7 protein-coding genes are annotated in these 12395 nt (G+C 70.2%); 3 read left to right on the forward strand and 4 right to left on the reverse strand.

All coding sequences use genetic code 11. The features are described from left to right. Positions 1-428 precede the first annotated feature (428 nt). Both ACZ7CD_RS39350 and glnA read right to left on the reverse strand, forming a co-directional pair. Positions 429-3959, reverse strand: a complete 3531-nt coding sequence (locus ACZ7CD_RS39350) for an FkbM family methyltransferase (RefSeq protein WP_470380971.1) — start codon at positions 3957-3959, stop codon at positions 429-431. A 19-nt stretch (positions 3960-3978) separates the two neighbouring features. Continuing rightward, a complete protein-coding gene (gene glnA / locus ACZ7CD_RS39355) occupies positions 3979-5322 on the reverse strand; it encodes a type I glutamate--ammonia ligase (RefSeq protein WP_360386587.1) in 1344 nt (447 codons plus the stop codon). 125 nt (positions 5323-5447) lie between these two features. Between glnA and ACZ7CD_RS39360 the strand changes: the two genes are divergently transcribed. Next, entirely contained in the window at positions 5448-5999 is a 552-nt protein-coding gene (locus ACZ7CD_RS39360; protein WP_470380972.1) for an LppX_LprAFG lipoprotein, read from the forward strand. 1 nt (position 6000) lies between these two features. After that, positions 6001-7512, forward strand: coding sequence for an MFS transporter (locus ACZ7CD_RS39365; protein WP_470380973.1), 1512 nt, complete (start codon positions 6001-6003; stop codon positions 7510-7512). Here ACZ7CD_RS39365 and ACZ7CD_RS39370 read toward each other — a convergent pair. Both ACZ7CD_RS39370 and ACZ7CD_RS39375 read right to left on the reverse strand, forming a co-directional pair. Continuing rightward, positions 7467-8990 carry an alpha/beta fold hydrolase gene (locus ACZ7CD_RS39370; RefSeq protein WP_360386581.1) on the reverse strand — a complete coding sequence of 508 codons (1524 nt, stop codon included), beginning with the start codon at positions 8988-8990 and terminating at the stop codon, positions 7467-7469. The two genes, ACZ7CD_RS39365 and ACZ7CD_RS39370, sit on opposite strands and share 46 nt — an antisense overlap. Next, on the reverse strand, positions 8987-10552 hold the full coding sequence (locus ACZ7CD_RS39375; protein WP_360386578.1) for an alpha/beta hydrolase: 1566 nt from the start codon (positions 10550-10552) through the stop codon (positions 8987-8989). Before ACZ7CD_RS39375 ends, ACZ7CD_RS39370 begins: the two co-directional genes overlap by 4 nt. Before the next feature lie 29 nt (positions 10553-10581). Between ACZ7CD_RS39375 and ACZ7CD_RS39380 the strand changes: the two genes are divergently transcribed. Next, positions 10582-12294, forward strand: a complete 1713-nt coding sequence (locus ACZ7CD_RS39380) for an NAD+ synthase (RefSeq protein ID WP_360386576.1) — start codon at positions 10582-10584, stop codon at positions 12292-12294. Positions 12295-12395: the final 101 nt, after the last annotated feature.

Below are 12395 nucleotides of genomic sequence, written 5' to 3' on the forward strand. Positions count from 1 at the left end.
TAGCTACTCAAAGGAATACTCCTGACGAGGAGTATTCATATTACTGGCTGTGTTATCGGCACGCTGTTGAGTTCTCAAAGAACACGCGCTCACCGGGTCCATCTCCGTTTCCGGAGAGTTTCTCTCGGGGCTTGTGTTTGAAGCTTAGCCAGTTCGTTTTCGCTTTGTCAAATCGGCCGTTTCGGCTTCTTCGGTGCGGCGCAAACTCGCTTCGCATTCAATTTTGCTTGGTTCAGAAGTTATCCGACTGGCTTTTCCGGTGTCAAATCGGGGTCATTTTCAGATCCCGGACAGCACGGTAGGCCGTTCATTTACTTCTGGGGGTTTGACGCCGTGAAACTTTACCCGGCCCGATCCGCGGTGTCAACCGCTCGTTCCGGGGGTCTCGCTTGCGACCCGGAGAAAGTTACTCACCGGGGGCACCGGTGTCAAATCGCCTGGTCAGCAGGCTGCTTGATGGGCACGGACGGCGGTGGAGCGGCTGGCTTGGCGCCGATCGGACGCGGTCGCAGCCACAGCGTGACCGACCGCAGACCCTCCATCGCCCGCACGATCTGCTCGGGAGAGGCGGCCTGGCGGGTGGCCAGCGGCACCAGCTCGTACCCCCAGATGCCGAACTCCTTGAGGACCGTCACCGGATCGTCACCGAAGTCGGCGGTCGCGGTGGCGGAGAACTCGAGGAACACCTGCGGGCGGTCCCTGCGCAGCAACCGGACCAGGCCGGCCAGTGCGCGGTGACCACGACCGGGCGTGTCGACTCGGACGACCGAGAGCTTCATGCCCTGTGCGAGGGCGATCTCCTCGAGCTCTTTGTCGAGCCGGACCGCGCGGACCCGCGGGACGTCGTCGCCCGCGTCGGCCGGCAGCGGTGCCACCGACACCCCGCCGGTCAGCGTCGGCGCGGCGGCGAGCTCGCCCGTGCTCTCCCACGCGGCGCCCTCGATGACGGTCATCCGGTCGGCGACGGCGGCGGGCAGGTTCGCGGAGACGTTGTGCCGCAGCAGGGCCGCGGCGCCCCTGTCGGGTTCGACGGCGACGACCGCGCCCATCAGGCCGAGGCGGGACAGCACCCTGATGGAGTGGTAGCCGACGTACGCGCCGACGTCGAGGAAGATCCCGTCCGGTTCGACGTGCGAGTCGAGCACCTCGGCGAGGTCCGGTTCCCACACGCCGTTGGACGACAGCAGCGGCAGCATGAACGCGTCGTCGGAGGGCAGCCGCAGCATGCCCGCGTCGCACAGCACCAGCGAGCTGCGCACCCCGGGCACGTCGGAGGAGGTCTCGTGCTGGCGCACCACGACCCGGCGGAGCGCGTCGGCGGTCTGCTGGGCCTGGTGGGCGGCGCGGACGGCGGCGTCGAGGCGGGTGTCGCGTTCGCGGAACACCTCGACGACGCGCGATTCGAGGGTGTCGATCCGGTCGAGCGTGCGGTCGAGCGCGACGGTGAGCTTGTCGATCCGGTCGGCGAGCACGTCGGTCGTCTTCGCGCGCTTGGCCGCCTCGGCGACGACGGCGTCCTCGATCTCGCGCAGCCGGCGGCCTTGGCCGGCCATGTCGGCGCGGACGCGGACCACGCCGTCGTCGACGCCGACGAGCTGGTCGGTGAAGTGGGTCTGGCGGGCGGCGACCTGTTCGACCTCGGCGCGCAGCAGCTCCAGCTCGCCCGCGCCGACGCCGGTGCGCAGCGCGTCCTGCCGGTTGACCAGCTCGGACACGGTGCGTTCGACGCCGTCGACGAGGGTGTGGAGCACCTCGCGCATGTGGTTGTCGTAGTGGTCCAGCGCGCGCAGCACGACCTTGCGCAGCGCGGGAGCCATGGGCGTTCGGTGTGCGGATCCCACGTCGGGCTGGCGCAGCAACGCGTGCTTGGCCGACTGGAGTGCGAGCAGCGGGTCGACCTCGGGGCGCGGCTTGGGCCGGCGGGCCCGCCAGCCGCGGTAGGAGTGCTCGACGCGCTCGCGCAGCAGTTCGCCGACGCGTGCGACGGACCGCACGGACAGGACGTGGTCGCGTGCGGCCTGGCCGAGGGCGGCGGCCGTGCCGAGGTCGTCGGCCAGTGACCGCATCAGCTTCGCGGCGGCCTGGACGTCGGGTTCTGCGCCCTGGTGGCACGGCACGAGCACGGCGGTCTTGCCGAACAGCTCGGCCACCCCGCCGTGGTCGGAGGCGAGCACGGGGATGCCGCGGACGGCGAGCTCGGCCAGGCGCAGTGCGATCCGGTCGTCGGCGCCGCCGCGGTGCAGCGACACCACGACGTCGGCGGTCTGGCACACGTCGAAGTCCTCGACCAGGGCGATCCGCTGGTCGGAGGCGGTGGCGAGGCGCAGCCGCTCGGCGGCCTCGGGGTGGTCGTACGCACCGGAGACCGCGACCTGCAGCGTCACGTCGGTGCGGTCGGGGAACGCGCTGAGGAACGCCGACACGGCGCCGAGGACGTTGCCGGGCCGGTCGAGCGCGTGGTCCGCGATGGCCGCGAACACCACCACCGAGCCGGCCTCGTGGTCACGTGCGCCCACGTCGTGCACGGGTACCGGGACCACGCGGACGATCGGGCTGCCGATGCGTTCCGCGGCGGCGCGTGACGACTCGGACGACACCCACAGCTCGTTCACGCCGACGCGGTCGTCGGCCGCGGAGGCGTCCAGGGCGATGTCGACGACGAACCGCCCGTCGGGGACCTCGACGTCGTCGGAGGTGCGCACGACGACCGGGTAGGCGGCGGAGTCGGACACGGGCAGCCCGGACGCCCGTGCGGCGGCCAGCACGCGTTCGGTCACCGGGCCGTTGCCGACGATCGAGACGCCGAGCTGGTCCAGCAGCGCCGGGCCTTCTGACCGCGGCTGGGGCACGGCGGGCACGGGCAGCCGCCCGGAGGCGACGCCGGCACCGGCGCACCACTCGCGCCAGTCCTCGAAGTCGGCGCCGAAGGGTGCGGGGAACTGCTGTTGCAGCGCGGGGTCCGCGCGCCAGACGGCGTCCGCCCAGCGGGTGCCGCCCTGCTCGGTCCGCTCGCACGCCCAGATGAGGAACCCGCCGCCGCCGTCCTCGCCGAACGCGGGCAGCGGCGTCGGTGCGGTGGCCCGGTAGTCGGCGCGCAGCTCGGACGGGATGACCGTGCCGTCGATGAGGGCCCCGAACCGGTAGGGCACGGGGGCGGTGGTCCACCCGCAGCGCACCAGCTCGGCGCGGTAGGCGGTGCACAGGTCGGCGACCAGGGGGTGTTCGGACAGCAGCACGCGCGGCCGTTCGACGAACTCCGCGGACAGCATCCACGGCCGCAGGGGGTCGAAGCCCGCGAAGTGCACGGTGAGCAGGTCCTCGCCGAGGACCTGGACGGTGCCGGCCTCGGAGCGGTGCAACGGCCGGTCGGCGACGTTCCACACGGACAGTCCGACCCGTGCGTCGCGCACGACGTGGTGCGGCACGATCGCGGGCATGTCCAGCGAGCCGAGGTAGGGCTCGGAGCCGGGGCCGACCGCGATGAAACCGGGGTCGAAGGCGCCCGACTCGTGCAGCTCCCACGGCCCCGGTTGCAGGCCGTCGTCGGGCAGTGGTCGCAGGGTGCGCGGCAGCAGCACGACCGGTGCGGTGCGCAGCGCCTCCAGCACGAGCTTCGTGACCGACCCGAAGACCTGCACCCACGGGTCGAGGTAGAGCACCGGCATGCCCTGCGTCAGCAGCGCCTCCAGCAGCCGGGGCAGCATGGCGGCCTTCAGCTCGGCGGCGTCGCGTGCGGTGGCCAGCACGTGCAGCTCGACCTCGGAGACGCCGATCTCGAGCGGTGTGATGAGGCCGGGGCCTGCGTGCTCGGGCTGGGCGTCGACGATCAGCGCGACGAACCGGCCCTCGGGGTGTTCCGCGAGGAAGGAGCTGGACAGCACCTTCACCGCGGGCAGCTCCGCCGCCGTGGCGACCGTGCACGCGCAGATCGTCGGCTGGAACTCGGGTACCTCTGTCACGGAGAGCAACGTATCGGCCTCACAGCACGGGAAGAAGAGTGCGCAACTCGTACGGGGTGACGCTACGACGGTACGCGTCCCACTCCGTCCTCTTGTTGCGCAGGAAGAAGTCGTAGACGTGCTCGCCGAGCGCTTCGGGGAGCAGTTCCGAGTTCTCCATCTCGGTGAGCGCCTCGCCGAGGTTCTGCGGCAGGTTCGCGTAGCCCGCGGCACGGCGTTCGCGGTCGGTGAGCGACCACACGTCGTCCTCGGCGGGCGGCGGCAGCTCGTAGCCCTTCTCGATGCCCTTGAGGCCGGCGGCCAGGATCACCGAGTACGCCAGGTACGGGTTGCAGGCGGAGTCCAGCGTGCGGACCTCGACGCGGCGCGACGACGACTTGCCCGGCGAGTACATCGGCACGCGGACCAGCGCGGACCGGTTGGCGTGGCCCCAGCAGACCGCCGTGGGTGCCTCGCCGCCGACGATCAGGCGCTTGTAGGAGTTGACCCACTGGTTCGTGACGCCGGAGATCTCGCGCGCGTGCTTGAGGATGCCCGCGACGAACTGCTTGCCGATCTCGGAGAGCTGGTACGGGTCCTCTTCGTCGTAGAACGCGTTGCGGTCGCCCTCGAAGAGCGAGAAGTGCGTGTGCATCCCCGAACCGGGCTGGTCCGAGAACGGCTTGGGCATGAACGAGGCGCGCACGGCCTGCGTGATCGCGACCTCCTTCACCACGTACCGGAACGTCATGACGTTGTCGGCCATGGTCAGTGCGTCGGCGTAGCGCAGGTCGATCTCCTGCTGGCCGGGTGCGCCCTCGTGGTGGCTGAACTCGACGGAGATGCCCATGGCCTCCAACGCCTCGATGGCGTGGCGGCGGAAGTGCGTGGCGGTCTCGTGCGAGGTCTGGTCGAAGAAGCCGCCGTTGTCGGCGGGCTCGGGTTCGCTCCCGTCGCCGGGAAGGCCCTTGAGCAGGAAGAACTCGATCTCGGGGTGCACGTAGCAGGTGAAGCCGGCCTCGCTGGCCCTGGACAGGGTCCTGCGCAGCACGTGCCGCGGGTCGGCCCACGACGGGGAGCCGTCCGGCATGGTGATGTCGCAGAACATGCGCGCGGAGTAGTTGTTGCCCTCCGGCGTCTGCCAGGGCAGCACCTGGAACGTGGCGGGGTCCGGCTTCGCGACCATGTCCGACTCGTAGACGCGGGCGAAGCCCTCGATCGCGGAGCCGTCGAAGCCGATGCCCTCGCTGAAGGCGCCCTCGAGCTCGGCGGGTGCGACCGCCACGGACTTCAAGAAGCCGAGGACGTCGGTGAACCAGAGCCGGACGAACCGGATGTCGCGTTCCTCGAGCGTGCGGAGCACGAACTCCTGCTGGCGGTCCATAACGCGCAGCCTAAGGCCTGGGGGGACTCTACGATCAACGCATGTCCGCCCGTTGGTTGTCGGTTTGCTTACTCGCCCTGCTCACGAGCTGCACCTCAGGCGGGGATCTCCCCGATGGTGCGACTTTGCTCTCGAAGTCGGCGGAGTCGATGCGCTCGGTGTCGAGCGTCCACTTCTCCATCAAGGTGGACGGGGAGCTCCCGGACGTGCCGGTGAAGGACGCCGACGGCGACCTCACCGCGGCCGGTGACTCGAAGGGCAACGCGAAGGTGAACTTCGCCGGTCAGCTGTTGTCGGTCGAGTACGTGCTCACGGGCGGCAACCTGCACTTCAAGGGCCCGACCGGTGGGTACACGAAGCTGCCCGCGGCGTTCGCGGGCCAGGTGTACGACCCGTCGGCGATCCTGAACCCGGACAAGGGCGTGGCGAAGGTCCTGTCGGCGGCGAAGGACCCGAAGACCAAGTCGGCCGGTGACGTGTCGGTGGTCGAGGCGACCGTGCCGAAGGACGTGGCCGCGGGCCTGGTGCCGGGGATCTCGTCGGACGTGAAGGCGACGTTCTCCGTCGACCAGGACTCGAAGCTGAAGAACGCGCTGTTCGAGCTGCCCGGCGGGCAGAAGGTCGACGTCGGCCTGACGGACTTCAACAAGCCCGTCACGGTGACGGCGCCCGCGTAACGTGCGCACAGCAGCCCTTGCCGCGTCCGGCGCGGCCGTGCTCCTCGGTGCGCTCGACGCGTACGTCGTCGTCGGCGTGCTCACGGACATCGTGCGCGACCTGGGCATCGCGGTGAACCAGCTGGAGCAGGCCACGCCGATCGTCACCGGGTACCTGCTCGGGTACGTGGCGGGCATGCCGTTGCTCGGGCAGCTGTCGGACCGGCTGGGGCGGCGGTTCGTGCTGCAGGTGTCGCTGCTCGGGTTCCTGGTGGGGTCCGTGGTGACGGCACTGGCCGCGGACGTGCCGGTGCTGGTGGCGGGCCGCGTGGTGCAGGGACTGGCCGGTGGTGCGCTGCTGCCGGTGACGATGGCGCTGGTCGCGGACCTGTGGGAGGCCGGGAAGCGGTCGACCGCGCTCGGGACCGTGGGTGCGGCGCAGGAGCTGGGGTCGGTGCTCGGCACCCTCTACGGCATCGGCGTGGCCACGCTGTTCAACGCGATGCCGTTGTTCGAGGCGTGGGAGCCGCAGAGCTGGCGGTGGGTGTTCTGGGTGAACGTGCCGTTGGCGGTCATCGCGATGGTGGTCGTGCAACGGTCCGTGCCGGACACACGGCGTCCGGTTCGGATCGACGTCGTGGGCGGTGTGCTGCTCGCGGTGGCGTTGTCGCTGCTCGTCGTGGCCCTCTACAACCCGGCACCCGCCGAGTCCGTGCTGCCCGCGTGGGGTTGGCCGGTGCTCGGTGCGGCAGTGGTGGTGTTGGCGGGCTTCTTCGTGTGGGAACGCCGTGCTGCCGTGCGGCTCATCGATCCCGAGGGTGTGCAGTGGCGGCCGTTCTGGGCGGTGCTCGGGGTGTCGCTGGCGGCCGGTGCGGCGTTGATGGTGACGCTGGTCGACGTGGAGCTGTTCGCGCAGACGGTGCTGCGGCGTGACTCCGCCGCCGCAGCGACCCTGCTGACGCGGTTCCTCGTCGCGTTGCCGGTCGGTGCGGTCCTGGGTGGACTGCTGGCCGGACGCGTCGGTGACCGGTGGGTGTCGTTCGCCGGTCTGGCGATCGCATCGGTGTCGTACGTGTTCATCGCGCAGTGGCCCGCGGAGGTGAGCGGGCTGGTGCTGACGCGGGACCTCGCGGTCGCCGGGTTCGGGCTGGGCCTGGTGATCGCGCCGCTGTCCGGTGCGGTGCTGCGGGTCGTGCCACCGGTGCGGCACGGGGTGGCGTCGGCGTTCGTCGTCGTCGCGCGCATGACGGGCATGCTCGTCGGCGTGGCGGCACTGTCCGCGTGGGGACTGCACCGCTTCCGCGAGCTCACGGCAGACCTGGACACCCCGCTGCCGTTCGGGGTCGAGCCCGCCGAGTTCCAGCGGCGGTTCGCCGAGTACCAGCGCGCGCTCACCGAGGCGCTGCTCACCGAGTACCACGAGATCTTCCTGATCACGTCGGTGATCTGCGCGCTCGGAGCGCTGGGATCGGTGTTCCTGCCCGCCCGTCAGCAGACCGGGTCGGTCTCGGGCAACCGCAGCTCCGCCAGGTAGTTCGTCGCCACCCCGTCCACGCAGCCGATACCGGCCAGGAACGCCGTGTGCTGGTTGCCGTTGTAGGTCAGCAGCCGCGCGCCCAGTGCGGCCGCGAGGTCCACACCGGACCGGTACGGCGTGGCCGGGTCACCGGTCGTGGAGATGACCAGCACCTGCGGCAGCCCGGTGACGTTCGGCGGATGCGGTTCCGAGGTGTGCGGTGCCGGCCAGAACGCGCACGGGCCGAGCGCCGTCTCGTCGGTGGGGACCGTGTCGTTGCCGAGCAGTTCCAGCAGCTTCCGGCGGTTGGACTCCAGGGTGGCGCGGTCCTTGATGGGCGGTTCGTCGACGCAGCGGATGGCCACGAACGCGTCCTGGATGCGGCTGTAGGTGCCGTCCGCTGCGCGGCCGAGGTACTGGTCGGCGAGCTGCAGCAGGGTGGTGCCGCGGTTGGTGCGCAGCTCCTGCAGGCCCTTGAGCGCGGTCTCCCACAGCCGGTCGCTGTACATCGCCTGGATGATGGCGGTGTTCGCGTCCGAGTGGGACAGCCTGCGGTCGCCGACCGGCAGCGGGGTCTTCTTGAGCGGCTCGATCAGCTGGCGGAACTTCGACTCCGCGGTGTTCGTGTCCCTCCCCAGGGGACAGTCGCGTTGCGCGCACCAACCGGCGAAGCGCTGGAACGACTCCTCGAAGCCCTGCGCCTGCCGTGCCGACGCGGCCACCCGGTCGGGGCTGACCTCCACGGCGCCGTCGAGCACCATCGCGCGCACGTTGCGCGGGTACATCTCGGCGTACAACGTGCCGATGCGCGTGCCGTAGGAGTAACCGAGGTAGGTCAGCTTCTTCTCGCCCAGCGCGGCCCGCAGCACGTCCAGGTCCCGTGCGACGTCACGGGTGCCGACGTTGCGCAGCAGGTCGATGCCGCTGCGCTGGGTGCACCGGTCGACGAAGAACTTGTTCTCCGACTCCGTCTGGCTCGCGTTCTCGCCCTTGGGGCGCAGGCGTTGCGCGTCGCGTTCCGCGTCGGTGAGGCACTGGACGCGGGGCTGGCTCGCCCCGACCCCGCGCGGGTCGAAGCCGACCACGTCGAACCGCTTGCCGACCGGGTTGTCCGGCTGCATGTTCGCGACGTGCGTCATGCCCGAACCACCCGGACCGCCCGGGTTCACCACGAGCGACCCGACCCGCCGCTGCTGTTCGGCGGCGGGCCGGCGTAAGAGCCCGATGGTGATGGTCCCGATGTCCGGCTTCTCGTAGTCGAGGGGGACCTGCAGCCGTGCGCACTGGATGCCTTCGCGCTCGAACAGGCCCTTGCTCTTCGCATCGGTCGCGTACGGCTGGCACGCGGCCCACGACAACGCCTGCGCGTAGAAGCGCTCGACGCCCTTGCGCGCGGCGACGGGACTGCCGTCGATGCGCGCGTAGGACGTGGAGGTGCCCAGCACGACTATCAGGGCGAACACGGCCGCGGTGATGCGGGACCGCCGTTTCGTCATGAGGCGCACCGGGTTCCGTCGGCGGGCAGGGTCAGGTCGACCAGGTACTTCACGCCGGCCGCGTCGACGCACGACTGGCCCTGCAGGAACACGGTGTGCTGGACGCCTTCGTAGGTGAGCAGCCGCGAGTTGAGCGCCTTGGCCAGGTTCACGCCGGCCTCGTACGGCGTGGCGGGGTCACCGGTCGTGGAGATGACCAGCAGCGGCGGGATGCCGTCGGCCGTGGGCGGGCCGGTGCGCGCGGTCACCGGGGCCGGCCAGAACGCGCACGAGTCGAGCGCTGCGCCCGGCGGGTTGCCGTCGTCGAGGAACGGCGCCGCGGCCTTGTACTGCCTGGCGGTCTCCAGCAGGGCGTTCTTGTCGGTCAGGCGCTGGTCGTCGACGCAGTGAACGGCGCTGAACGCGTCCGTGATGGTCGAGTAGCTGCCCTGGTCGTCGCGGTCGAAGTACGCGTCGGCGAGGCGCAGCAGCATCGTGCCCTTGCCGTTCTTCAGCTCGTTGAGCCCCTGCAGCAGCAGCGGCCACAGCTGCTCGGAGTACAACGCCTGGATGGTCGCGGTGACGGCGTCGTTGTAGGACAGCTTGCGGCTGCCCACGTCGACCGGTTTCTGGATCAACGGGGTCGTGAGCTGGCGAAAGCTCGTGTTGGCGTCCCCGGCCAGGGGACAGTTGTCCTCCGTCCGGCACCACTTGACGAACTCGTCGAACGCCTTCTGGAAGCCGGCACCCTGCGCGACCAGCGACTGGAGCTGGTCCTGGGTCGGGTCGACGGCACCGTCGAGGACGAGGGCGCGCACGTTCTGGGGGAAGGTCTCGGCGTACTCGGTACCGATGCGGGTGCCGTACGAGTAGCCGACGTAGCTCAGCTTCGCGTCGCCGAGCGCAGAGCGAAGGACATCCATGTCCTTAACTACGTCCCGCGTGCCCATGTTGGCGAGCATTGCCGCCCCGAATTTCGTCCCGGCCGCACACTTCTCGGCATACGTCCTGTTCTCCTGCTCCGTTTGGGCGATTCCGGCCGCAGAAGTGTCCGTGTCGAGGTCGAGCCGCTCCGCGTCGCGCTCGGCGTTGGACAGGCAGCGGACCGCCGGCTCGCTCGCCCCGATGCCCCGCGGGTCGAACCCGATCAGGTCGAACCGTTTCGCGAGCTCGGTCTTGCGGTAGTCACCCACCATGCCCGCGGCCGACGCCATGCCGGACGCGCCCGGCCCGCCGGGGTTGGTCAGCAGCGACCCGATCTTCTGACCGGTGGCCCGGTAGCGCAGGACGCCGATGGTGATCGTGTCGCCCTCGGGCTTGGCGTAGTCGAGCGGGACCTGCAGCCGGGTGCACTCGACGTCGCGCTTGGAGCCGTAGGCCTGCCGGCTGGTGCCGGTCGTGGCGAACGGCGCGCAGTCCTGCCAGGCGAGCTGCTGGCCGTAGTACTTCTCCAGTCCCGGCGGGACGGTGCCGGCCGGACCGGGCTTCTCGAAGGTCACGCCGGGCTTGGCGGTCCCTTCGAGGATCGAGGTGCAGGAGGCCAGAAGGGGAATGACGAGCAACACGCTCAAGAGACGGACCACAGTCCGATGGTATGGGAGATGATGAGGGCATGCCGCAGCTTCGCATCGCGCTCGCCCAGGTCAACGCCACTGTGGGCGACCTTTCCGGCAATGCCGCGCTGGTTGTGGAGTGGACGCGCAAGGCCCGCGAGGGCGGCGCCCACCTGGTGGTGTTCCCCGAGATGGTCCTGACCGGCTACCCGGTCGAGGACCTGGCGATCCGCACCTCGTTCGCACGGGCGTCCGCGGAGGCGCTGGAGGCGCTGGCGGTGTCGCTGGACGACGCCGGACTCGGTTCCGTGACCGCGGTCGTCGGCTACCTGGAACACGACTCCGTCGGCCCGCGCAACGCGGTGGGGGTGCTGCACGAGGGCCGGGTCGTGGCGCGGCAGTCGAAGCACCACCTGCCCAACTACGGCGTGTTCGACGAGCGCCGCTACTTCAAGCCCGGCTCGTCGCTCGACGTCGTGCGCGTCAACGGCGTCGAGGTCGGCATGGTGATCTGCGAGGACCTGTGGCAGGACGGCGGCCCGATCACCGCGCTGGGCGACGCCGGCGTGGACCTGGTCGTCTCCCCCAACGCCTCCCCGTACGAGCGCAAGAAGGACGACGCCCGGCTGCCCCTGGTGGTCCGCCGCGCGGCCGAGGCGGGCGCACCGCTCGCGTACTGCAACCTCGTCGGCGGCCAGGACGAGCTGGTGTTCGACGGCGACTCGATGGTCGTCGGCGCGGACGGCCAGCTGATCGGACGGGCACCGCAGTTCGTCGAGCACCTGATGCTCGTGGACTTCGACGTGCCTTCTTCGGCGTCTTACGAGCAGGGTCAGATCGGTGACTTCTACGTGCGCCGGGTGTTCATCTCGGACGCCGTCGCTCCTTACGAACCGCTGCCCGCACCGCGCGTGTTCGAGCCACTGTCCGATGAGGCCGAGGTGTGGCACGCGCTCGTGACCGGCCTGCGCGACTACGTGCACAAGAACGGCTTCCGCTCCGTTGTACTCGGTCTGTCCGGTGGCATCGACTCTGCCGTGGTGGCCGCACTGGCCGTGGACGCCCTCGGCGCCGACTCCGTGTACGGCGTCTCGATGCCGTCGTCGTACTCATCGGAACACTCCCGTTCGGACGCTTCGGAGATGGCGGCGCGCACGGGCCTGCACTTCACCACGGAACCCATTGGCGAGATGGTGTCCGTGTACGTGTCGCAGCTGGGGCTGACGGGTCTCGCCGAGGAGAACATCCAGGCGCGTTGCCGCGGCATGCTGCTGATGGCGTTGTCGAACCAGCACGGGCACCTGGTGCTGGCGACCGGCAACAAGTCCGAGCTCGCGGTCGGCTACTCGACCATCTACGGCGACGCGGTCGGTGGTTACGCGCCGATCAAGGACGTGCTGAAGACCCTGGTCTGGGACCTGGCGCGGTGGCGCAACGCCGAAGCCGAGAAGCGCGGCGAGACCCCGCCCATCCCGGAGAACTCGATCTCCAAGCCGCCCTCGGCCGAGCTGCGGCCGGGTCAGGTCGACTCGGACTCGCTGCCGGACTACGCGGTGCTGGACGACCTACTGGACGACTACGTCGAGGGCGACCGCGGGTACGACGACCTGCTGGCCGCCGGGTTCGAGCCGGAGCTGGTCGACCGGGTGCTGCGGATGGTGGACCGGGCGGAGTACAAGCGGCGGCAGTACCCGCCGGGCACGAAGATCTCGAACAAGGCATTCGGGCGGGATCGGCGGTTGCCGATCACGAACGGGTGGCGGGAGGGCTGAGGGCCGGGTTGGGCAGGGTTGGCCAGGCTGTGCTCGCCCTCCTGACCTCGACGGACAGTCCACTTCGTCACCCACCCGAGTGATCCTTGTCCTGATCCACG

It is taken from the genome of Lentzea sp. NPDC036949, assembly GCF_055608075.1.

Coding starts and splice junctions, on each gene's coding strand:
- glnA (WP_360386587.1), bottom strand. CDS start 5,322: ATGGACCGCCAGCAGGAGTTCGTGCTCCGCACGCTCGAGGAACGCGAC.
- ACZ7CD_RS39380 (WP_360386576.1), top strand. CDS start 10,582: ATGCCGCAGCTTCGCATCGCGCTCGCCCAGGTCAACGCCACTGTGGGC.
- ACZ7CD_RS39370 (WP_360386581.1), bottom strand. CDS start 8,990: ATGACGAAACGGCGGTCCCGCATCACCGCGGCCGTGTTCGCCCTGATA.